The sequence below is a fragment of the Enterobacter cloacae complex sp. P18RS genome (assembly GCF_014982105.1).
GTDB classification, from domain to species: domain Bacteria; phylum Pseudomonadota; class Gammaproteobacteria; order Enterobacterales; family Enterobacteriaceae; genus Enterobacter; species Enterobacter hormaechei_C.
In genome coordinates, this window is sequence record NZ_JADCKV010000018.1 from 85613 (window position 1) to 109427 (window position 23815).

A 23815-nucleotide genomic window follows, 5' to 3' on the forward strand; every position below is an offset into this window, starting at 1 on the left:
CAAGGTAGCCTTATACATGAACAATATGAACGTAATTATTGCCGATGACCATCCGATTGTACTGTTCGGTATTCGCAAATCACTTGAACAGATCGAGTGGGTGAATGTAGTCGGTGAATTTGAAGATTCCACAGCCCTCATTAACAACCTGCCTAAACTTGATGCGCACGTGCTCATTACCGATCTCTCCATGCCTGGAGATAAGTACGGTGATGGGATCACGCTCATCAAATACATTAAACGCCACTTCCCGGACATTTCGATCATTGTTCTGACCATGAACAATAACCCGGCGATCCTGAGCGCCGTTCTGGATCTCGATATTGAAGGGATTGTGCTGAAACAAGGCGCACCTACCGATCTGCCAAAAGCATTGGCGGCGCTACAGAAAGGGAAAAAATTCACTCCTGAGAGCGTCTCACGCCTGCTTGAAAAAATCAGCGCGGGTGGTTATGGCGACAAGCGTCTCTCGCCTAAAGAGAGTGAAGTACTGCGTCTGTTCGCTGAAGGTTTCCTGGTTACTGAAATCGCCAAGAAGCTGAACCGCAGTATTAAAACCATCAGTAGCCAGAAAAAATCCGCGATGATGAAGTTGGGTGTGGATAACGATATCGCCCTGCTGAACTATCTCTCTTCCGTGACGCTGAGCGCAACGGACAAAGATTGATCTTCGCTGTCTACGCCGGGTGGCGCTCGCGCTTACCCGGCCTACAGCCGCCGGAGAAATAAAAAAGGCCCTTTCGGGCCTTTTTTATTGTCTCGCTTTTCGTACCCGCTCCGCATACACGGACAGTGTCTGCTTCAGTACATCCAGCGTGACCGGCTTCGACAGGCAGCTGTCCATTCCCGACTCCAGACAACGCTGCTTCTCCTCCGCCAGCGCGTTGGCTGTCACGCCCACCACCGGCAGCGTCAGCCCCAGCTGTCGGATACGCTGCGTCAGACGGTAGCCGTCCATGTTAGGCATGTTCACATCGCTGAGCACAATATCAATATGGTTCTTACTTAAGACATTCAGGGCATCCACGCCATCATTGGCCGTTTTACACTGATAGCCCAGAGAGCCAAGCTGGTCTGCGAGCAGACGACGGTTAATTGGATGGTCGTCGACGACCAGAATCATCATATCGTCGTTCACCGACGCCAGCTCATCAGGGGAAGCCAGCACGGTGGCGCCGTCGCTGTCCTCAAGCTGCACGCTGTAAATACGCGCCAGCAAGCCCAGCAGCTCGTGCGGTGTCGCCACGCTGTGCACCCATACCCCAGGCGAACGCTCAAGCGGAATACCGATATGACGGCGGCAGAACATCACCACGCCGCGCCCCGCCCATGCCTGCTCCGGCTCAACGTCGGTGATCAGCATGTCATCCGCGTCCGGCGTCTGGCCTTCGTAGCGTGAAACCCGCACGCCGCTGCTGGTCAGCATCGAGGTCAGGAAATCATGTAAGGAGGCGTTGTGCACCGCCAGCCAGCAGTGCTTATCGCTCAGCCCGTCGACCGTGGTTTTCGCCGGATAGTGCGCCGAATAGAGCGGAATACGAATAGTGAACTGGCTGCCCATCCCTGGCTCTGTATCGACGGAGATATCTCCATCCATCATACTGATAAGCTTCTCGCAAATCGCCAGACCTAGCCCGGTCCCCTGGAAATTACGCTGGACGCCGGTTCCCACCTGGAAGAACGGATCGAACAGGCGTACAACCTCTTTCGCCGGAATGCCAACACCCGTGTCGCGCACGCGAATGGTCAGGTACTCCCCTGCCCGGCAGACGTGCAGCACAATACAGCCGATATCGGTGAATTTAATGGCGTTGCTCAGCAGGTTTGAGATGACCTGTTGCAGACGCATCGGATCGCCATGCAGCGTCAGCGGCACATCCGGCTCGATAAAGCAGTACAGCCCAAGCTGTTTACGCACCACCAGCGGCAGGTAGTTGGCGCAGATATGGTTCATCACCTCGCGCGGGGAGAACTCGCGCGGCTCTATTTTCAACTGCTCGGATTCAATTTTAGAGAAGTCGAGAATATCGCTGATGATTTTCAGCAGCAGGCTGGACGAGTTGTTCATGGCCGTCACCAGCCGGTCGACCCCTTTCGGCAGCTCTTTGGTCTGGAGCAGATCGAGGTTACCGATAATGCCGTACAGCGGCGTACGCAGCTCATGACTGACGGTCGCGAGGAACATCGATTTCGACTGACTGGCCTGCTCCGCCGCCTGCGCCATATCCTGCAACGACTCTTCCATTTTCACGCGCGCAGAGACGTCCACCAGCACGCAAATGGCCACGTTTTCATTGCGGTAGCGCGAATGGACGAAGCTGATTTGCAGGTTGGTGTGGGTGCTGGTCAGCACATCCACAAAGTTAACCTGCTGACCGCAGATGATCTGCGTTAACCGCTGGCGGTCTTCATGCGTGAGCATGTTCAGGTAGTTATGGGCAAGCTCGTTACTGAGGATATTTGTCCCGTCCTGAGTTCGCAGGATACAGATCCCCACCGGCGCCGAGGCGACAATTTTACGGTTAAACTGCTCGTGCTCCTCCAGACGCTGAGCATCCGCTTCCGCCGGAATAAAGATCCGCCGCTCATACATTCTCGCCAGCATAAACAGCGCGACGCCTACCGCGATGTTCAGCAAAATAGCGTTAAGGATCAGGATGCGAATGCGCTCCAGCACCTTGTCCACCGGCAGCGAGTAGACAATGCTCAGCGACGATGGCGGTAAACTTTTCTTCAGCACCAGCTCGCGGAACCCGGAGGTATAGCCAAACCATGACCGCTCCTGCATCCAGCTGGGTTCCACCTTCAGGCGGTTTTCAGGCCCGGTAAGGGAGATGAGCGGATGGCCGTTTTCATCCAGAATGGTCACGCCCATCGGCAGACTGCCCGGCGTGAAGAAGTTTTCCATGCGGATGGTTTGTTCAATCCCCAGCAGCGCTTGCAGGCGGTTTCCGAGGTAAACCGGAGTCAGGGCATAGAAATAGCCGACGCCCATGCGCGGCCCCTGGCTTATCCAGAAGATGTTGTTCCCGCGCTCTTCCTGAGGCGCATTGCGGTATTTCACTATGCGCTCATGCAGGCTTTTCAGCGCGTCTTCGCGTTCGACGGGCATATCCCGCAGGCCGAAATCCGCCATGCAGAGATTTTCGTTGCTAATCAGGTAGACGCGGTTCAGATCGTAGGCGGCCGAGAAGTTATCGCGCCAGTAGCGCATAAACCATGACAGGGACTCCAGTGAACCACGCCAGGCTTTGCCCATGGCGGAACAATCGGAGTCCGGGAAGAGCGGTTCGAAATCAGGTACTTCGGTTTTTTCATCCCGACCGCGGATGGCAAGAATGCCGTTCTCCGCCGTGAGTCGATTCTCCGCAATATACTTAAGCTCTTTCATCACGTCAGAGGTGCGCTGGATATAGCGCTGGGCCTGATCCGAGCTTAAGTTAAACTCCTGGCGGATCTCCGCTTCTTTCTGGTGTAACGCGTTAACGATGTAAAACACCGAGAGCAGTGCCACCAGCAACCATAGCAGTAGCGCAAGCGCCCGAAACAGATAGCGAGAGACTTTTAACGTGGTACGAAAGGAGACGAGGTATTTCAAAGGGGCGAGGCTCCGCCGTCGGGGTCAAAAAGAATGTGGTTAAGGTAGCGGTAAACGCGGCTTGTCGCAACGTTCACTTGTCTGCTTGCGCAAAACAAAAGGGCCGGAAACCGGCCCTTTATGCGTCAGGAGACGTTACTCGTCAGCGTCATCCGCTGCTTCATCATCGGTGTCCGCTTCCGGGGAGATTTCATCATCCCCTTCCGCGACGCTGCCGTCGATAGAGTCGAGCTCTTCGTCATCCACCGGCTCAGCAACGCGTTGCAGACCGACGACGTTTTCATCTTCCGCAGTGCGGATGAGGATAACGCCCTGGGTGTTACGACCCACCACGCTGATCTCAGACACGCGGGTACGCACCAGCGTACCGGCATCGGTGATCATCATGATCTGGTCCGCGTCGTCCACCTGCACCGCGCCAACAACGGAACCGTTGCGCTCGGTCACTTTGATGGAGATAACGCCCTGCGTGCCGCGAGACTTGGTCGGGTATTCGCTTTCCGCCGTACGTTTACCGTAGCCGTTCTGGGTGACGGTCAGGATTGCGCCTTCGCCACGCGGAACGATCAGGGAAACAACGGAGTCTTCACCCGCCAGCTTGATACCACGCACGCCGGTCGCCGTACGACCCATTGCGCGCACGGCGTTCTCTTTAAAGCGCACCACTTTACCGGCGGCAGAGAACAGCATGACTTCATCAGAACCGGAGGTCAGATCCACGCCGATCAGCTCATCGCCTTCGTTCAGGTTCACCGCGATGATCCCGGCAGAACGTGGACGGCTGAACTCGGTCAGCGCGGTTTTCTTCACGGTACCGCTCGCGGTCGCCATAAAGACGTTCACGCCCTCTTCGTATTCGCGTACCGGCAGAATAGCGGTGATACGTTCGTTCGCTTCCAGCGGCAGCAGATTGACGATAGGACGACCCCGCGCGCCACGGCTCGCTTCCGGCAGCTGATAGACTTTCATCCAGTACAGACGGCCCCGGCTGGAGAAGCAGAGGATCGTGTCGTGGGTGTTGGCCACCAGCAGACGGTCAATGAAGTCTTCTTCTTTAATACGCGCCGCAGATTTGCCTTTACCGCCACGACGCTGTGCTTCGTAGTCGGTCAACGGCTGATACTTCACGTAGCCCTGGTGAGACAGCGTCACTACCACGTCTTCGCGGTTGATCAGATCTTCAATGTTGATATCAGAGCTATTGGCTGTGATTTCGGTGCGACGCTCGTCGCCGAACTGATCGCGAACCAGCTCCAGCTCTTCACGGATCACTTCCATCAGGCGCTCTGCGCTACCCAGGATATGCAGCAGCTCGGCAATCTGCTCCAGCAGCTCTTTGTACTCGTCGAGCAGTTTTTCATGCTCAAGGCCGGTCAGTTTCTGCAAACGCAGATCCAGAATCGCCTGGGCCTGCTGTTCAGTCAGGTAGTACTGACCGTCACGCACGCCGAATTCCGGTTCCAGCCACTCAGGACGCGCAGCGTCATCACCGGCACGTTCCAGCATTGCCGCCACGTTGCCCAGATCCCATGGACGCGCAACCAGCGACGCCTTCGCTTCTGCCGGCGTCGGCGCACGGCGGATCAGCTCGATGATCGGGTCGATGTTCGCCAGCGCAACGGCCAGTGCTTCAAGGATATGGGCACGGTCGCGCGCTTTGCGCAGTTCGAAGATGGTACGACGGGTCACCACTTCACGGCGGTGACGCACGAACGCGCTCAGGATCTCTTTCAGGTTCATGATCTTCGGCTGGCCATGGTGCAGCGCAACCATGTTGATACCGAAGGAGACCTGAAGCTGAGTCTGGGAGTAAAGGTTGTTCAACACAACTTCACCCACCGCGTCGCGCTTGATTTCAATCACGATGCGCATACCGTCTTTATCAGACTCGTCACGCAGCGCGCTGATGCCTTCAACGCGTTTTTCTTTTACCAGCTCGGCGATTTTTTCAATCAGTCGCGCTTTGTTCACCTGATACGGGATCTCGTGAACAATAATGGTTTCACGGCCGGTTTTAGCGTCCGCTTCCACTTCGGCGCGGGCACGGATGTAAATCTTGCCGCGACCGGTGCGGTACGCTTCTTCAATACCGCGACGGCCATTGATGATTGCCGCCGTCGGGAAGTCCGGGCCCGGGATGTGTTCCATCAGCCCTTCAATGCTGATGTCTTCATCGTCAATGTAGGCCAGGCAGCCGTTGATCACTTCCGTGATATTGTGCGGTGGAATGTTGGTTGCCATACCGACGGCGATACCGGACGAACCGTTCACCAGCAGGTTTGGGATCTTCGTTGGCATAACGTCAGGAATTTTTTCCGTGCCGTCGTAGTTATCAACGAAATCAACCGTCTCTTTTTCCAGGTCAGCCATCAGCTCATGGGCAATCTTCGCCAGACGGATTTCCGTATAACGCATTGCCGCGGCGGAGTCGCCGTCGATAGAACCAAAGTTACCCTGACCATCTACCAGCATGTAACGCAGCGAGAAGGGCTGCGCCATACGGACAATGGTGTCGTACACCGCGGAATCACCATGAGGATGGTATTTACCGATTACGTCACCAACGACACGGGCAGATTTTTTGTAGGCTTTATTCCAGTCATTGCCCAATACGTTCATGGCGTATAGTACGCGACGGTGTACCGGCTTCAGGCCATCGCGGACGTCCGGCAGCGCACGGCCAACAATGACCGACATCGCATAGTCCAGATAGGAGCTTTTCAGCTCTTCCTCGATGTTAACCGGTGTAATTTCTCTCGCAAGGTCGCTCATCTAACCGCTATCCCTCTACTGTATCCCGGATTCAAAGGTCGCAAATTATAACACAGCCGCGGTGATACAGGTAAACCTATACGCTTTATTCACAGGGATTGCCTGATATACTCATTTGTCTTGCTAAATAAGGAGTAAAAGCGCCCATGAATGCCGAAAAATCCCCGGTGGCTCACAACGTTGACCACGAAGAGATTGCCAAATTTGAAGCGGTGGCGTCCCGCTGGTGGGATCTCGAAGGTGAGTTCAAACCTCTGCATCGTATTAACCCGCTGCGTCTGGGCTATATCGCGGAGCGTTCCGGCGGTCTGTTCGGTAAGAAAGTGCTCGACGTCGGCTGCGGCGGCGGCATCCTGGCGGAAAGTATGGCGCGTGAAGGGGCCACCGTCACCGGTCTGGACATGGGCTTCGAACCTCTACAGGTTGCGCGTCTTCATGCGCTGGAGTCCGGCGTACAGGTAGAATATGTCCAGGAAACCGTGGAAGAGCACGCGGCAAAACATGCGCACCAGTATGACGTGGTGACCTGCATGGAGATGCTGGAGCACGTTCCCGATCCGCAGTCGGTGGTCAGCGCCTGTGCAAAACTGGTGAAACCGGGTGGACAGGTCTTCTTCTCGACCATCAACCGCAACGGCAAAGCCTGGCTGATGGCCGTGGTAGGCGCGGAATACGTGCTGCGCATGGTGCCGAAAGGGACGCACGACGTGAAGAAGTTCATCAAGCCTGCCGAACTGCTGGGCTGGGTTGACCAGACATGGCTTAAGGAGCAGCACATGACGGGTCTGCACTACAATCCGCTGACGGATAAATTCAAACTTGCACCAGGTGTGGATGTTAACTATATGTTGCACACAACCGCCAAAAACGACTAACGTCATCCGTTATTCTTATAATGATTGCGCGACATCATGTTGCGCAATTCTGACCTCCCGTTGAAGAAATCAGCACTCGATCAAATTTTGAATTTTTTTTCTTAATTATTGACATCTCTTCCAGGCCTTACGGCACGAGGACTTAGCCTTTTTTACCCTTTCACAACCTCAATTTAACGTCAAAATCAACCCTTGTGCTGAAAAGATTCGATACTAGAATACTCACCATATAGCGTTCTTCTTATCGCAAAACCCCTATATGTAGTATTTATCCACAGAGTTAGTCACAAGACGGTTCTGTGGATAAGCGGGGGATATTTTTTTATTTCACGGACAGGTAAAAACCCACATGAATCAGAGTCTGCTGGTGACAAAGCGCGACGGTACCACCGAGCGTATCAATCTGGACAAAATCCATCGAGTTCTCGACTGGGCAGCAGAAGGACTGAACAACGTATCTATCTCCCAGGTTGAACTGCGTTCTCACATTCAGTTCTACGACGGCATCAAAACGTCTGATATCCACGAAACCATTATCAAAGCCGCGGCAGATCTGATCTCCCGCGACGCACCGGATTATCAGTACCTCGCTGCGCGTCTGGCGATTTTCCACCTGCGTAAAAAAGCCTACGGCCAGTTCGAGCCGCCGAAGCTTTACGATCACGTAGTTAAAATGGTCGAGCTGGGCAAATACGACACGCATCTGCTGGAAGACTATACGGAAGAAGAGTTCGAGCAGATGAACGGGTTTATCGATCACTGGCGCGACATGAACTTCTCCTACGCGGCGGTGAAGCAGCTCGAAGGCAAATACCTGGTTCAGAACCGTGTGACGGGCGAAATCTACGAGAGCGCCCAGTTCCTCTATATTCTGGTGGCCGCCTGCCTGTTCTCTAATTACCCGCGTGAAACCCGTCTGGACTACGTGAAGCGTTTCTACGATGCGGTCTCTACGTTCAAGATTTCTCTGCCTACGCCAATCATGTCTGGCGTGCGTACCCCTACCCGCCAGTTCAGCTCCTGCGTACTGATCGAGTGTGGTGACAGCCTGGATTCTATCAACGCGACCTCCAGCGCCATCGTGAAATACGTCTCCCAGCGTGCCGGTATCGGCATCAACGCCGGTCGTATTCGTGCGCTGGGCAGCCCGATCCGCGGCGGTGAAGCGTTCCACACCGGCTGTATTCCGTTCTACAAGCACTTCCAGACGGCAGTAAAATCCTGCTCTCAGGGCGGCGTGCGTGGTGGTGCAGCGACCCTGTTCTACCCGATGTGGCACCTGGAAGTGGAAAGCCTGCTGGTTCTGAAAAACAACCGCGGCGTGGAAGGCAACCGCGTGCGCCACATGGACTACGGCGTGCAGATCAACAAGCTGATGTACACCCGTCTGCTGAAAGGGGAAGACATCACCCTGTTCAGCCCGTCCGACGTCCCGGGTCTGTACGACGCGTTCTTCGCCGATCAGGACGAGTTCGAGCGTCTGTACACCAAATATGAAAAAGACGACAGCATCCGCAAGCAGCGCGTGAAAGCGGTCGATCTGTTCTCCCTGATGATGCAGGAACGTGCTTCTACCGGTCGTATCTACATCCAGAACGTTGACCACTGCAACACCCACAGCCCGTTCGATCCGGTGGTTGCACCAGTGCGCCAGTCCAACCTGTGCCTGGAGATCGCCCTGCCGACCAAACCGCTGGAAGACGTGAACGACGAAAACGGTGAAATCGCGCTCTGTACGCTGTCCGCGTTCAACCTGGGTGCGATTAAGAGCCTGGACGAGCTGGAAGAGCTGGCGGTGCTGGCGGTTCGTGCGCTCGACGCCCTGCTGGATTACCAGGATTACCCAATCCCGGCGGCAAAACGCGGCGCAATGGGCCGTCGCACTTTAGGTATCGGCGTGATCAACTTCGCCTACTGGCTGGCGAAAAACGGCAAGCGTTACTCCGACGGCAGCGCCAACAATCTGACGCACCAGACGTTCGAAGCGATCCAGTACTACCTGATGAAAGCCTCTAACGAGCTGGCGAAAGAGCAAGGCGCGTGCCCGTGGTTCAACGAAACCACCTACGCGAAAGGCATTCTGCCGATCGACACCTACAAAAAAGACCTGGATGCGATCGTCAGCGAGCCGCTGCACCTCGACTGGGAAGGCCTGCGCGAGTCCATTAAAACTCACGGCCTGCGTAACTCCACGCTCTCTGCCCTGATGCCGTCCGAGACCTCTTCGCAGATCTCCAACGCCACCAACGGTATTGAGCCACCGCGTGGCCACGTCAGCATCAAAGCGTCGAAAGACGGCGTGCTGCGTCAGGTGGTGCCGGATTACGAAACGCTGGGTGACAACTACGAGCTGCTGTGGGAAATGCCAAACAACGACGGCTATCTGCAACTGGTGGGTATCATGCAGAAGTTTATCGACCAGTCGATCTCTGCCAATACCAACTACGACCCAACGCGCTTCCCGTCTGGCAAGGTTCCGATGCAGCAACTGCTGAAAGACCTGCTCACCGCCTACAAATTTGGCGTGAAAACGCTGTACTATCACAACACCCGTGATGGTGCGGAAGACGCCCAGGACGACCTGGTGCCGTCAATTCAGGACGATGGCTGCGAAAGCGGCGCATGTAAGATCTAAGCACTTCGCCGGGTGGCGCTACGCTTACCCGGCCTACGGTTTTGTAGGCCCGGCAAACGCAGTGCCGCCGGGCAATAAAATCTCAACAGGACTCACCGCAATGGCATATACCACCTTTTCACAGACGAAAAACGACCAGCTCAAAGAGCCGATGTTCTTCGGCCAGCCGGTCAACGTGGCACGCTACGATCAGCAAAAATATGACATCTTCGAAAAGCTGATTGAAAAGCAACTCTCCTTCTTCTGGCGTCCGGAAGAAGTTGACGTTTCCCGCGACCGTATCGATTTCCAGGCGCTGCCGGAACACGAAAAGCACATCTTCCTCAGCAACCTGAAGTACCAGACGCTACTGGACTCCATCCAGGGCCGTAGTCCGAACGTGGCGCTGCTGCCGCTGATCTCGATTCCTGAGCTGGAAACCTGGGTGGAAACCTGGGCGTTCTCCGAGACGATCCACTCCCGCTCTTACACCCACATCATCCGCAACATCGTGAACGATCCGGCGGTGGTGTTTGACGATATCGTCACCAACGAGCAGATCCAGAAGCGCGCGGAAGGCATTGCGCACTACTACGATGAGCTGATCGAGATGACCAGCTACTGGCATCTGCTGGGCGAAGGCACGCATAACGTGAACGGCAAAACCATTACCGTAAACCTGCGAGCCCTGAAAAAGCAGCTGTACCTGTGCCTGATGAGCGTTAACGCGCTGGAAGCGATCCGCTTCTACGTGAGCTTCGCCTGCTCCTTCGCCTTTGCCGAGCGCAAGCTGATGGAAGGCAACGCCAAAATCATCCGCCTGATCGCCCGTGACGAAGCCCTGCATCTGACCGGGACTCAGCACATGCTGAACCTGCTGCGCAGCGGCGCGGACGACCCGGAAATGGCTGCGATTGCCGAAGAGTGCAAGCAGGAATGCTACGATCTGTTCGTGCTGGCCGCCCAGCAGGAGAAAGAGTGGGCAGACTACCTGTTCCGCGACGGCTCCATGATTGGCCTGAACAAAGACATTCTGTGCCAGTACGTGGAGTACATCACTAACATCCGCATGCAGGCTGTGGGTCTCGATCTGCCATTCCAGACGCGCTCTAACCCGATTCCGTGGATCAACACCTGGCTGGTGTCCGATAACGTGCAGGTTGCGCCGCAGGAAGTGGAAGTGAGTTCTTATCTGGTCGGTCAGATTGATTCTGAAGTCAACACCGACGACCTGAGCGATTTCCAGCTCTGATGAGCCGCGTAACGCTGAGCCTTTCTGGTACAGAGGTGTTGTGCCAGGAAGAGCACCCTTCTCTGCTGGTGGCGCTTGAAGCGCATCAGGTAGAAGTAGAGTACCAGTGTCGTGAAGGCTACTGCGGCTCCTGCCGCTGCCGTCTGGTCGCAGGCCAGGTAGACTGGCTGACCGAACCGCTGGCCTTTATCAGCGAAGGGGAAATTTTGCCCTGCTGCTGCCGGGCAAAAGGCGATATTGAGATCGAGATGTAATTACCCTTGTTCCCTCTCCCTGTGGGAGAGGGTTAGGGTGAGGGCATCAGGCCGCAGAGCCTGATTGTCGGGTGGCGGCTTCGCCTTACCCGACCTACCAAACCTATTTCCGGTGAATGAATTCGACCGCTTTATCCGGGAAATCCGTAAACAACCCGTCCACATCCGCCTGGTTATACAGTACGTCGTAAAGCTGATTCACGTCCGTCGCATACTCCGGCAGCTGGTCTGCGCGTACGGTATACGGATGCACCTGCATCTTGCTCGCATGCGCCTCTTTCACCATCGCCGTCAGCTTCACGTGACCCGGCGTTGAGCCTTCCGCCACCAGCATGTGGTAATCCGGCCCGATGCCGTCGGCGTACTGCGCAATCTGCTTCATCGCGCCCGGCTTAAACATCCAGTCGTAGCTGTAGTTCACCCACTTCCCGTCCGGCTGTTTTTCCTGGGTTTCATTCCAGTCGGTATACGCAATCAGCTGCACCAGATTGAGATCCATCCCCATTTTCGGCTCCAGCTCGGTTTTGATGCGCTTCAGTTCCGCGGCGTCGAAACATTGCAGGAAAACCTTATCCTGCTTGCTGGTGTAGCCGTACTTTTTCAGTACCTCCAGCGTCTTCGCGGCAATGTCCTTCCCTTCCTGATGGTGGAACCACGGCGCTTTGATTTCCGGGTAGATACCGATATTTTTTCCTGTCGAGTGGTTCAGCCCCTGAACAAACTCGATCTCCTCTTCGAAGGTGTGAATACGGAAGTCAGACTTGCCCATCGGGAAACGTCCCGGATAGACCTGTACCTTCTTACCGTTTTCAATCTCGAAGCCCTCGGTAAACTTCAGCGAGCGGATCTCCGCCAGCGTGAAGTCGATGGCGTAGTAGCGACCATCTTTACGGGCGCGATCCGGGAAACGCTCCGCCACGTCCGTCACGCGGTCAAGATAGTGGTCATGCAGAACGACCAGCTGGTCGTCCTTCGTCATCACCAGATCCTGCTCCAGATAATCCGCGCCCTGGGCATAGGCCATCGCTTTTGCCGGCAGCGTATGCTCCGGCAGATAACCGCTGGCGCCACGGTGGGCGATCACGATTTTATCCGCCGCCAGCGCGGAGCCTGTCATCAGGCCCGCCAGCAGCAGGCCTGTCGCTAACTGAGTTAATTTCATCGCAATGCTCCTTATTGACGACGCGCCAGCACTTCGGCGTGGTGACGTTTTTCACCAATCATCACAACAACCAGCAGCAGAACAGCCAGCACGCTGCCGCCAATCATCACCATAAAGCCGCCGTCCCAGCCGAAGAAGTCGACGGTGTAACCGACGATGGCACTTGCCGCCACTGAACCGCCGAGGTAGCCAAACAGACCGGTAAAGCCTGCCGCCGTGCCTGCCGCTTTCTTCGGCGCCAGCTCCAGGGCATGCAGACCAATCAGCATAACCGGACCATAAATCAGGAAGCCGATGACGATCATACAGGCCATATCCACCCCCGGATTCCCCGGCGGGTTAAGCCAGTAAACGACCGTCGCGATGGTGACCAGCGTCATAAAGAACACGCCCGTCGCCCCACGGTTGCCCTTAAACACTTTGTCCGACATCCAGCCACAGATCAGCGTGCCGGGAATGCCAGCGTATTCATACAGGAAATAAGCCCAGGAGGATTTATCCAGCGCGAAGTGCTTCACCTCTTTCAGGTAGGTTGGCGACCAGTCGAGAATGCCGTAACGCAGCAGGTAGACAAATACGTTTGCCACCGCGATGTACCACAGCAGCTTGTTCGGCAGCACGTACTTCATGAAGATCTGCTTTGCCGTCAGCTCTTCTTCGTGCTTCTCGCTGTAATCATCCGGGTAGTCGTTTTTGTACTCTTCAATCGGCGGCAGGCCGCAGGACTGTGGGGTGTCGCGCATCAGAGCGAAAGCGATAATCGCCACCAGAATGGCGCCAAAGGCTGGCATATAGAGCGCGGCATGCCAGTCGTTGAACCAGGCCATCCCCAGCAGGAACAGCAGCGGCGGAAGCCCGCCCCCGACGTTATGTGCGCAGTTCCACACAGATACAATTCCACCACGCTCTTTCTGTGACCACCAGTGAACCATGGTGCGTCCGCATGGCGGCCACCCCATCCCCTGGAACCAGCCGCAGAGGAACAGCAGCACGAACATGATGGCAATGCTGGAGGTCGCCCACGGCACAAAGCCCATGAACAGCATCACCGCTGCCGCGAGGATCAGGCCGGCGGGCAGGAACACGCGCGGATTCGAACGATCCGACACCGACCCCATAATGAACTTCGAAAAACCGTACGCGATGGAGATCCCCGACAGCGCAAATCCCAGATCGCCGCGAGAGAAGCCCTGCTCCACCAGGTACGGCATGGCGAGCGCAAAGTTTTTACGTACCAGATAGTACGCCGCATACCCGAAGAAGATCCCGAGGAAGATTTGCCAACGCAGACGGCGGTAGAGAGGATCAATCTCTGCCTCTGGCAGTCGCGCCCGATGTGGCGCAGGTTTAAAGATACTGAGCATAACAGCCTCCGTGGCCTTTCAAAAAATGACCGGGCATCTCGCGCCCGGCTACAGAGGCGGCGATGTTAAGAAATCACGGTGAATGTTACTGTGAATCAACGCACAGATTGTTACAGAAATATGACAGAATGCGCAAAAAAGCGCATGAAATCACGTTTCACTTTCGAATTTCGCGCGTTTATGTTCGAAATCAAACAAACCACACGATCAATGTGGCTAAATGCTAAAAAACGAACATAGAGGAAAGGCAATGACAATTCACGATCCACGCTTCAGCGATGTGATTATCATTGGCGGTGGCGCGACGGGTGCCGGCATCGCACGCGACTGCGCCCTGCGGGGATTGAGCGTCACGCTTCTGGAACGCCACGATATCGCCACCGGCGCGACGGGACGTAATCACGGTCTGTTGCACAGCGGCGCCCGCTATGCGGTCACTGACGCTGAGTCAGCACGCGAGTGTATCGCTGAAAACCAGATCCTCAGGGGCATCGCTCGCCACTGCGTTGAACCGACCAACGGTCTTTTTATCACCCTTCCAGAAGATGACCTCGGCTTTCAGCAAACCTTTATCACCGCCTGCACGGCGGCAGGCATTCAGGCCGAGGCGATCGATCCTGCGCAGGCGCGCCGTCTTGAACCCTCGGTAAACCCGGCGTTACTGGGCGCGGTAAAAGTACCGGACGGAACCGTTGATCCTTTCCGCCTGACCGCCGCCAATATGCTCGACGCGCGGGAACATGGCGCCCGGATCCTGACCGGGCATCACGTCACCGGGCTTATTCGTGAAGGTAATAGCGTGCGCGGGGTGCGCGTGTTTGATGCGCAGTACAATGAACACCGCGAGCTGTATGCCGCCGTCGTGGTCAACGCGGCGGGGATCTGGGGCCAGCGCATCGCGGAATACGCGGACCTGTCGGTGCGCATGTTCCCGGCGAAAGGCTCGCTGCTGATCCTCGACCACCGCATCAATAACCATGTCATCAACCGCTGCCGTAAACCGTCCGACGCCGATATCCTCGTGCCGGGGGACACCATTTCGTTAATCGGCACGACCTCAATGCATGTGGACTACAGCGAAATTGATTACAACCGCGTCACCGCAGAAGAGGTGGATATCCTGCTGCGCGAAGGGGAAAAGCTGGCCCCGGTGATGGCGCAGACGCGTATTCTGCGTGCCTACGCGGGCGTGCGTCCCCTTGTCGCCAGCGATAACGATCCGAGCGGGCGTAACGTCAGCCGCGGCATCGTGCTGCTCGATCACGCCGAACGTGACGGCATGGACGGGTTTATCACCATTACCGGCGGCAAGCTGATGACCTACCGGCTGATGGCCCAGTGGGCCACCGATGCCGTCTGCCGTAAGCTCGGCAACACCGCACCGTGCGTGACGGCGGAACAGGCTCTGCCCGGCTCGCAGCAAACGACAGAAAAAACGCTGCACAAAATCATTTCACTCCCTGCCCCGCTTCGCGGTTCAGCGATTTACCGCCACGGCGACCGCACCCCAACCTGGCTCGGTGAAGGGGGACTCAGCCGCAGCCTGGTGTGCGAATGCGAAGCCGTGACCGCAGGCGAGGTGCAGTATGCCGTGGAAAACCTGACGGTGAACAACCTGCTCGATTTACGCCGCCGCACGCGCGTCGGGATGGGCACCTGTCAGGGGGAACTGTGCGCCTGCCGTGCCGCCGGGCTGCTGCAACGTTTTCACGCCACCACGTCAACCCAGTCGCTTGCCCAGCTCAGCGATTTTTTAAACGAGCGCTGGAAAGGCATTCAGCCCGTCGCCTGGGGCGATGCCCTGCGCGAAAGCGAGTTTACCCGCTGGGTCTATCAGGGGCTTTGCGGTCTGGAGAAGGAGCACAACCATGAAATTTGATACCGTGATTGTGGGTGGGGGACTGGCGGGCCTGCTGTGCGGCCTCAAACTGACGCAGCGGGGTCTGCGCTGCGCCATTGTCACTCGCGGTCAGAGTGCCCTGCACTTCTCTTCCGGCTCGCTGGATTTACTGGGCGCGCTATCTTTCGCCGATCTGCCGCCTGAACATCCCTACCGCCTGACGGGCGCAGAGAATATGGCCCGCTTTGCCTGCGAAACCGAACACCTGCTCACCACCTGCGGCGCACGCATGCAGGGTGACGCCGAGCAAAATCATCAGCGCGTCACGCCGCTCGGCACCCTGCGCGCCGCCTGGCTTAGCCCGGAAGAGGTGCCTGTCGCCCCCATCGCTGCCGAGCGCGTGCGGGTGGTGGGGATCAGCGGCTTCCTCGATTTCCAGCCGCATCTGGCCGCCGCGTCTCTCAGACAGCAGGGTGTTCAGGTGGATACGGCGGAGATTGATCTCCCCGAACTCGACGTGCTGCGCGAAAACCCCAGCGAGTTTCGTGCGGTGAACATTGCCCGCCTGCTGGATAATGAAAGTTACTGGCCGCAGCTGTACGCGGCGCTTCAACCGCTCGGCGAGACCTGCGACGCCCTGTTTATGCCCGCCTGTTTTGGCTTAACGGACAACCGGCTCTGGCGCTGGCTCTCGGCGCGCCTGCCCTGTACGCTCGGTTTACTGCCGACGCTCCCCCCTTCCGTGCCCGGCATTCGTCTGCACACCCAGCTTCAGCGTCAGTTTGTTGCCCAGGGTGGCGTCTGGATGGCAGGCGACGAGGTGAAAAAAATCACCCTGGCTGAGGGCGCGGTAAGCGAAATCTGGACCCGCAACCACGGCGACATCCCGCTTCGCGCACGCTTTACGGTGCTGGCAAGCGGCAGTTTCTTCAGTAACGGTCTGCTGAGCAGCCGGGATGGCGTGCGTGAGGCGATCCTCGGTCTGGACGTCCGGCAAAGCGCTTCCCGCGCGGACTGGTATCAAAGCGATTTCTTCACCCCGCAGCCCTGGCAGCAGTTCGGTGTGATCGTCGACAGCCAACTGCGCCCGCGGCTGGGCGGGGAACCGTTTGAAAATCTTTACGCCATCGGCTCGGTTCTGGGCGGATACGATCCCGTGGCGCAGGGCTGCGGTGGCGGCGTCTGCGCCGTCACTGCGCTGCATGTCGCGGAGCAGATTATCCAGCGCAGGGAGGGAGCACAATGAACGACACCCGATTTGAAAGCTGTATCAAATGCACGGTCTGCACCACGGTTTGCCCGGTCAGCGGCGTCGATCCGCGCTATCCCGGCCCGAAACAGGCCGGTCCCGACGGGGAGCGTCTGCGCCTGAAGGATGGCGCGCTCTACGACGAGGCGCTGAAATACTGTATCAACTGTAAACGCTGCGAAGTTGCCTGCCCGTCGGACGTGAAAATAGGCGATATCATCCAGCGCGCCCGCGCCCGCTACAGTACGCAAAAACCGACGCTGCGTGACGCGATACTGAGCCACACCGATCTGATGGGTAGCCTCTCGACGCCTTTCGCGCCGGTCGTCAATGCCGCCACCGCCCTGAAGCCGGTGCGCAGGCTGCTGGATGCGACGCTCAAAATCGACCATCACCGCAGTCTGCCGAAATATTCTCACGGCACCTTCCGCCGCTGGTTTAAATCCGTGGCGGCAGAACAGGCGCAGTTCGCTGAGCAGGTCGCCTTCTTCCACGGCTGCTACGTGAACTACAACCATCCGCAGCTGGGGAAAGACCTGCTGAAAGTGCTGAACGCCATGGGAACGGGCGTTCAGCTGCTGAGCAAAGAAAAGTGCTGCGGCGTTCCGCTGATTGCCAACGGCTTCATCGACAAAGCGCGCAAGCAGGCGAGCAGCAACGTCACCTCTTTACGTGAGGCGATCGTCGACAAAGGGATACCGGTACTGGCGACGTCGTCAACCTGTACCTTCACGCTGCGCGATGAATATCCGCATCTGCTGGAGGTGGATAACACCGGCCTGCGCGAGCACATTGAGCTGGCGACCCGTTTTCTCTGGCGCAAACTGGACAGCGGGCAGACGTTACCGCTGGGCAAATTGCCGCTGAAGGTGGTGTATCACACGCCATGTCATATGGAGAAGATGGGCTGGTCGATCTATACGCTTGAGCTTCTGCGGCTGATCCCCGGGCTGGAGCTGACGGTGCTGGACTCACGCTGCTGCGGCATCGCAGGCACGTACGGCTTCAAGCGTGAAAACTACCCAACGTCACAGGCCATTGGCGCACCGCTGTTCCGGCAGATTGAAGAGAGCGGCGCAGATATCGTGGTGACGGACTGCGAAACCTGCAAGTGGCAGATCGAGATGTCCACCAGCAAACGCTGTGAACATCCCATTACCTTGCTGGCAAAAGCGCTGGCGTAACCGTTGCCGGGGACACGGCCCCGGCACACTCTCACTCCACGAACAGCGATTCGACGACGTTGATCCAGCCGTGCTCGCTGGCGACCTCTTTCCCGTTCAGCCAGCGGCGCAGCATGTTCAGTGCCATCATCGCGTACACCTCCTGACGCACGGCCAGGCTGTGGCGGGTAATGCTCATCCTGACCCGCAGGGCGTGCGTCCCTTCCGGCGTTGCAAGGGCAAAGTTGAGATGCTCCTCATCCAGCCCGCCCACAAACAGCGCCAGCCCGGCGAAATGCTTCACTCTGCGCTCGGACGCCCAGCGCGCGGTCTGCGCCAGCGTCTCCTGCTGGAACGGCACCACTTCACTGGCCAGCAGCGGCGCACCCGCCCGGGTAAGCTGAAGCGCCAGAAGCCCACCGGTAAACTGCTCGCTTAACGTCACGCTCAGCTGGCGGGACTGCAAATGCGCTGCGATCTGCGCCGGCAGCCCTTCCGTTCCTTCGAAAATCAGGCTTTCCCCGGCGACGCGCTGCACTTCCGGCCACAGCGCCAGCATGGCGGCTTTCTCTGACGCCGGTCCGGTCAGCTTCAGTTCAATAATCGGCATGGAGGAGCGATAGCCCATCGACACGCCAGGAGGCAGTTGCAGGTGATCGAGGCTCTGGGCCAGATCGCTTTCCGAGCGACCAAAGGTGGTCAGACGCAGGCACAGCGGCGGTTCAGGCAGCGTAAAGCGCGCGCGCAGGCGCGGCAGGATCTGCTGCTCGACCATCACTTTAAATTCCGACGGGACGCCCGGGGTGAAGAACATCAGGCAGCGGTTCAGCTGAACGGCAAACCCGCAGGCGGTGCCGACCGGGTTATCAATCAGTTCCGCGCTGGCGGGAATTTCAGCCTGCTTGCGGTTGCTGGGGGCCATCACGCGGCCACGCCCGGAGAAAAAGCGCTCCATCTGTGCCAGCCACGCCTCGTGCAGAACCAGGCCTTCGCCTTTGGCCGTGGCGGCGGCCAGCGCGCTGAGATCGTCGCTGGTGGGTCCCAGCCCGCCGTTCACAATCAGCACGTCGCAGCGTTCGCTGCGCTCGCGCAGAACGTTGACCAGCGACTCAAGATTGTCACCTACGGTGTTGCGGCGCGTTAACGGTAATCCTTGCTCAAAGAAGAGATCGGCGAGCCAGGCGGCATTGGTATCAATGATTTGCCCATGCAGCACTTCGTCGCCAGTGGATAACATTTCCACATTTATCATTGTGTTCTCCCATTTCAATGGTCAAAACACTATAGCGCAATCGAGGACCGGGGGAAGAGAGAAACTGGCGCGACTGAACGCCGCGCCGAGAGGATTAGAAACCGGCGCTCACGCCGACGTACGGACCGTCTGCCAGGGCGTTGTCGCGGTTGCCGTCTTTACCGGCCAGGTTCAGATAGCGATAGCCCGCTTCGATGGTGATCGGACGCATGATGGTCCAGCGCGCGCCGGCATTAGCTTCCTGATAGCTGTCGATACCGCTGGAGAGGGAATCCGGGGAGTAGTAGTACTCACCGAACAGGCCAAAGCTGTCGCCAATTTTCCACTGCAAGCCGCCGCCCACTGCCGCCGCGTAGCCTTCGTCGCCGTCGTTCGGGTTGGTGTAAATGCCTTTACCGCCGACGGTCGCCAGGAAGGGACCCAACGGCACGTTGAAGCCGAGGCCCAGGCTTGCCGCATCCCCATCGTCGTCGTTGTGCGTCCAGCCGCCGGTCATTGCCAGGCCTGCGCTATCCGTGCCAAGACCAAAGCCCAGATGGGTATAATCTTGTCCCGCCGAGCCGTTGAAGGAAATTGCGTTTGCCGCTGCTGAAACAAACATCAGGCCGCTTAAGCCCATTAATGCCACTTTTTTCATTGTCGTGATCCCGCACAATTTATTCAGAGATGTCCAAAACCGCGAGATTTTAACCTGACTGCCTGTGTGATCAATGGACTCCGCGTGCGGCGGGCAATTAGTTTGTAACGATTTGATAATATCGGCATTTATACCAGCATCAGAAAGCGCATTTTCACGCTCAGCCCACCCAGATTTTCACTGGGCATCAGCTGAAGATGGCTGCGGTGCAGGCGGGCAATATCGTTAGCCAGCGCCAGGCCAATGCCGGACCCGGCGGCATCGCCCACGTTATCCAGCCGATGAAACGGCAGCATGGCCTGGGAGATCTGGTCTTCAGCAATGCCCGGTCCGCTGTCCTCCACGCTCAGCTCAACGGCATCGTTAGCCGTGCGCAGGTACACCGTCACGACGCCCTGCTCCGGTGTGTATTTGATCGAGTTCTCCAGCAGGTTGGCGCAAAGTTCGCCCAGCAACACGTCATCCCCCTCAATCATTACCGGCTGCTGTACGCCGTCATAACCGAGATCGATACCCTTGCTGCGCGCCTGCGCCAGCCGGGAAAAGCAGCAGTTTTGCACCACCTGTACCAGATCGACAGGCGCAAACTGTCGCTCCCCCTGCTCTTTTCGCTTCACCGCCGAAAGCTGCAACAGCCTTTCCGTCAGCACGATGGTGTTATCCAGCGTGACGTTCATCGCCCGTAAGCTCTCCTGCCACAGCGCCGGATCGTTACGCGTCAGGGCAACCGATACCTGGGTTTTCAGCACCGCCAGCGGCGTTTTGAGCTGGTGTGAGGCGTCGGCGTTAAAGCGCGCCTGCCGCGAAAGTACGCCGCGCAACCTGTCGATATAGCGGTTAAATGCCACAATCAGCAGCCGCGTTTCCGACCAGGGCAATAACTCCGGCAGCGGAGCCAGCAGCCCCGGCTCACGGCGCACCATCAGGGACGAGAGCTGCCGCATCGGGCGCAGCACACGACGCAGCAGCCACGCGGTCAGGACCAGCGTCAGCAGCACCAGCAGCCCCTGCGACACGAGCGAGGAAAACAGCAGCTGAGTGGCCAGATAGCGCCGCGACTGCAACGTTTCGGCGACGTAGATCTCCGCCATCCCGAACACACTGTCCTCGTTAACCGGCTGGAGCAACTTCGCCACGCGGATCGCCTGCCCGCGATACTCGGTATGATAAAACCACGCCAGCGCCGGATAGTGTGTAGTGCGCGACGTGGAGGGAGGCATATTCGGCAGATCGTCGTAGCCGGAGATCACCCGCCCGTCGGGGTCCACGACCTTGTAATAGAGGCGATCGTTCATGTTCAGCTCGAAGCTGTCGAGCACGACCCAGGGCACGTTCACCTGGAGTTTACCATTGTGCACCACCAGCCGCTCTGACACCGTGCGCGCCGAGGATAACAGCGTGCGGTCATAGGCCTGCGTCGCCGCCTGTAACGCGCTAACGTAGCTGTTAAAGGCTGACAGCCCCCATAACAGCAGCAGCGGCAAACCCAGAAAAAGCAAAAGTTGCAGGTAAAGCGACTGCGGCTTAACCCACTTCATCGCCGCACTCCAGCACGTAGCCCAGCCCCCGGAGGGTGGTGATCCGCACCCCGCTGCCGGTCAGCTTCTTACGCAGGCGGTGAATATAGAGATCGATGCTCTCGGGGCTGACGTCGTCGTTCAGGCTGAATACCTGGTCGAAAAGCTGTTGCCGGGAGACGGGACGGGTCCGGCGGTACATCAGCACCTTCAGCAAAGAGAGTTCGCGCGGCGTGAGGGAAAGGGGTTCATCGCGAAGCAGAAAAAAGCCTTCATCATCGTACTCCAGCTCTCCCAGCCGCTGGCGCTCCTGGGTTCGTCCTTCGCTGCGGCGCAGCAGCGCGCGCAGGCGGGCATCAAGCTCCTCCAGCTCGAACGGTTTCGGCAGGTAGTCATCCGCCCCGGCATTCAGCCCCTTCACCCTGTCTGCCACGTTGCTGCGGGCGGTAAGAAACAGCACCGGCAGCGTCTGCCCGCGCTTTCTCAGGCGATGCACCACCTCCAGCCCGTCGAAGCCGGGCATACGGATATCAAGGATCGCGACGGCATAGTTTTCTCCCTGCAAAAGATGATCGGCCGCCCGTCCATCGTTGACGCAATCCACGGCAAATCCGTTTTGTACCAGCGCTTTTTCCAGCCAGTGAGCCAGCTCACGATTATCTTCCGCCAGTAAGAGACGCATATCACATCCTGTAAAGTTGGTGTCGCAGTGAAAGGGAAATGAAAGGTTATTGTTTTAACAATCACGCAACGGAACCGCTACAAGGTGGTTCACATAATCAGAAAAAATACACCCGTACCCGTACTCCCGGTTCTCCGGCGTGAGGATAAACGATGAAAAAACAATTACTTTCTACCCTTGCTGCAAGCGTATTGCTGTTGAGTGCCTCTGTCGTCCAGGCGCAGGACGCGCCATCCCGTACCGAATGTATCGCCCCGGCCAAACCCGGCGGCGGCTTCGACCTGACCTGCAAGCTGATTCAGGTCAGCCTGCTGGAGACGAAGGCCATTGAAAAACCGATGCGCGTCACCTACATGCCCGGCGGCGTGGGCGCGGTAGCCTATAACGCCATCGTCGCGCAGCGCCCTGCCGAAGCGGGCACCGTGGTGGCCTTCTCCGGCGGTTCGCTGCTAAACCTGTCGCAGGGGAAATTTGGTCGTTATGACGTGAATGACGTGCGCTGGCTCGCCACCGTAGGCACCGATTACGGCATGATCGCTGTGCGCGCGGACTCCCCATGGAAATCCCTGAAAGATCTGCTGACCGCCATGGAAAAAGATCCGAACAGCGTGGTCATTGGCGCGGGCGCCTCTATCGGCAGCCAGGACTGGATGAAAGCCGCGCTGCTGGCGCAGCAGGCCAAAGTGGATCCGCACAAGATGCGTTACGTGGCCTTTGAAGGCGGCGGCGAGCCGGTGACGGCGCTGATGGGCAATCACGTCCAGGCGGTATCGGGCGATCTCAGCGAAATGGTGCCCTACCTGAGCGGGGATAAGATCCGCGTGCTGGCGGTCTTCTCGGAAAACCGTCTGCCGGGCCAGCTGGCAGACGTCCCAACCGCTAAAGAGCAGGGTTATAACCTGGTCTGGCCGATCATCCGCGGCTTCTTCGTCGGGCCAAAAGTGACCGACGCCGAGTACCAGTGGTGGGTGGATACCTTCGCAAAACTTCAGCAAACCGAGGAGTTCAAAAAACAGCGCGATCTGCGCGGGCTGTTTGAGTTCAACCTGAACGGCAAGCAGCTGGACGAGTATGTCAAAAAACAGGTGAATGACTACCGAGAACAGGCGAAAGCCTTTGGTCTGGCGAAATAACCGGAGGCGCTATGAGCGATCGCATTTTTGCCGGGATATGGCTGCTGCTCTGCATTGGCGGCATGTTCGTCGCCTGGCAGATCCACAGCGAATACAGCTATGAACCCGTGGGGCCACGCCCCTTCCCCGTCGGCATAGTCGGCCTGATGCTGCTCTGCTCGGTGGCGCTGCTGCTGCGCCATCCGGATACCGTGGAGTGGCCGCCACGCCGTACGCTGCAACGTCTGCTGGTAATGGTAATTGTCCTGCTGATGTATGCGTGGGGCTTTGAGTGGCTCGGCTTCCCGATTGCCACCGCCCTGCTGACGATGGTGATTGGCATACTGTTTAACGCCTCGCTGACTGCGGCGGGGATCTCCGGGGTCGTACTGGGCATTTTACTCTGGTACGCCTTCGACCGCCTGCTGGACGTGACCCTGCCGCTCGGCGCATGGTTTAACTAACGGAGCAC

Annotated in this window: 18 protein-coding genes; 10 read left to right on the plus strand and 8 right to left on the minus strand. The window is 57.7% G+C overall.

Translation table 11 applies throughout. From position 1 onward, the window contains the following. Positions 1-16 precede the first annotated feature (16 nt). Complete coding sequence (gene rcsB / locus INF61_RS15050; protein WP_003859405.1) at positions 17-667, plus strand: response regulator transcription factor RcsB; 651 nt, start codon at positions 17-19, stop codon at positions 665-667. Positions 668-751: 84 nt separating this feature from the next. Here the strand turns inward: rcsB and rcsC are convergent, their stop codons facing one another. Both rcsC and gyrA read right to left on the minus strand, forming a co-directional pair. Further along, positions 752-3598, minus strand: a complete 2847-nt coding sequence (rcsC, locus tag INF61_RS15055; protein WP_047053323.1) for a two-component system sensor histidine kinase RcsC — start codon at positions 3596-3598, stop codon at positions 752-754. A gap of 135 nt (positions 3599-3733) precedes the next feature. Beyond that, on the minus strand, positions 3734-6370 hold the full coding sequence (gene gyrA, locus INF61_RS15060) for a DNA topoisomerase (ATP-hydrolyzing) subunit A (RefSeq protein ID WP_165730090.1): 2637 nt from the start codon (positions 6368-6370) through the stop codon (positions 3734-3736). Between the two features lie 146 nt (positions 6371-6516). Between gyrA and ubiG the strand changes: the two genes are divergently transcribed. The 4 genes from ubiG (at position 6517) to yfaE (ending at position 11365) form a co-directional block, all read left to right on the plus strand. Next, complete coding sequence (gene ubiG, locus INF61_RS15065) at positions 6517-7245, plus strand: bifunctional 2-polyprenyl-6-hydroxyphenol methylase/3-demethylubiquinol 3-O-methyltransferase UbiG (protein ID WP_006811346.1); 729 nt, start codon at positions 6517-6519, stop codon at positions 7243-7245. Between the two features lie 349 nt (positions 7246-7594). Then, on the plus strand, positions 7595-9880 hold the full coding sequence (nrdA, locus tag INF61_RS15070) for a class 1a ribonucleoside-diphosphate reductase subunit alpha (protein WP_023295072.1): 2286 nt from the start codon (positions 7595-7597) through the stop codon (positions 9878-9880). Between the two features lie 100 nt (positions 9881-9980). Next, complete coding sequence (gene nrdB, locus INF61_RS15075; protein WP_026080618.1) at positions 9981-11111, plus strand: class Ia ribonucleoside-diphosphate reductase subunit beta; 1131 nt, start codon at positions 9981-9983, stop codon at positions 11109-11111. After that, complete coding sequence (gene yfaE, locus INF61_RS15080; RefSeq protein WP_003859419.1) at positions 11111-11365, plus strand: class I ribonucleotide reductase maintenance protein YfaE; 255 nt, start codon at positions 11111-11113, stop codon at positions 11363-11365. Before nrdB ends, yfaE begins: the two co-directional genes overlap by 1 nt. A 103-nt stretch (positions 11366-11468) precedes the next feature. Here yfaE and glpQ read toward each other — a convergent pair whose 3' ends face one another. Continuing rightward, positions 11469-12527, minus strand: a complete 1059-nt coding sequence (gene glpQ / locus INF61_RS15085) for a glycerophosphodiester phosphodiesterase (protein WP_032654313.1) — start codon at positions 12525-12527, stop codon at positions 11469-11471. A gap of 11 nt (positions 12528-12538) precedes the next feature. Beyond that, the gene (glpT, locus tag INF61_RS15090) at positions 12539-13891 is read right to left on the minus strand and encodes a glycerol-3-phosphate transporter (protein WP_003859423.1); all 1353 of its coding nucleotides are present in this window, start codon (positions 13889-13891) and stop codon (positions 12539-12541) included. Between the two features lie 250 nt (positions 13892-14141). Between glpT and glpA the strand changes: the two genes are divergently transcribed. From glpA to glpC, 3 genes are read left to right on the plus strand one after another with little or no spacing between them, the layout of a single operon-like run. Then, a complete protein-coding gene (gene glpA / locus INF61_RS15095; RefSeq protein ID WP_047737439.1) occupies positions 14142-15770 on the plus strand; it encodes an anaerobic glycerol-3-phosphate dehydrogenase subunit A in 1629 nt (542 codons plus the stop codon). Beyond that, positions 15760-16977 carry a glycerol-3-phosphate dehydrogenase subunit GlpB gene (glpB, locus tag INF61_RS15100; RefSeq protein WP_193547886.1) on the plus strand — a complete coding sequence of 406 codons (1218 nt, stop codon included), beginning with the start codon at positions 15760-15762 and terminating at the stop codon, positions 16975-16977. The genes glpA and glpB overlap by 11 nt, the downstream gene beginning before the upstream one ends. Further along, entirely contained in the window at positions 16974-18164 is a 1191-nt protein-coding gene (gene glpC, locus INF61_RS15105) for an anaerobic glycerol-3-phosphate dehydrogenase subunit GlpC (RefSeq protein ID WP_063404177.1), read from the plus strand. The genes glpB and glpC overlap by 4 nt, the downstream gene beginning before the upstream one ends. Positions 18165-18195: 31 nt before the next feature. Here the strand turns inward: glpC and INF61_RS15110 are convergent, their stop codons facing one another. The 4 genes from INF61_RS15110 to tctD form a co-directional block, all read right to left on the minus strand. Continuing rightward, a complete protein-coding gene (locus INF61_RS15110) occupies positions 18196-19395 on the minus strand; it encodes a nicotinamide mononucleotide deamidase-related protein YfaY (RefSeq protein ID WP_047737441.1) in 1200 nt (399 codons plus the stop codon). 94 nt (positions 19396-19489) lie between these two features. Further along, positions 19490-20032, minus strand: coding sequence for a YfaZ family outer membrane protein (locus tag INF61_RS15115; protein ID WP_003859436.1), 543 nt, complete (start codon positions 20030-20032; stop codon positions 19490-19492). Positions 20033-20160: 128 nt separating this feature from the next. Continuing rightward, the gene (locus INF61_RS15120) at positions 20161-21570 is read right to left on the minus strand and encodes a sensor histidine kinase (RefSeq protein WP_193547887.1); all 1410 of its coding nucleotides are present in this window, start codon (positions 21568-21570) and stop codon (positions 20161-20163) included. Then, positions 21557-22231 carry a transcriptional regulator TctD gene (gene tctD, locus INF61_RS15125; RefSeq protein ID WP_193547888.1) on the minus strand — a complete coding sequence of 225 codons (675 nt, stop codon included), beginning with the start codon at positions 22229-22231 and terminating at the stop codon, positions 21557-21559. The genes INF61_RS15120 and tctD overlap by 14 nt, the downstream gene beginning before the upstream one ends. A gap of 152 nt (positions 22232-22383) precedes the next feature. On the opposite strand from tctD, the gene INF61_RS15130 reads away from it, so the two are divergent. Then, positions 22384-23364 carry a tripartite tricarboxylate transporter substrate binding protein gene (locus tag INF61_RS15130; RefSeq protein ID WP_006811363.1) on the plus strand — a complete coding sequence of 327 codons (981 nt, stop codon included), beginning with the start codon at positions 22384-22386 and terminating at the stop codon, positions 23362-23364. A gap of 11 nt (positions 23365-23375) precedes the next feature. Next, entirely contained in the window at positions 23376-23807 is a 432-nt protein-coding gene (locus INF61_RS15135) for a tripartite tricarboxylate transporter TctB family protein (protein ID WP_193547889.1), read from the plus strand. Positions 23808-23815 lie beyond the last annotated feature (8 nt).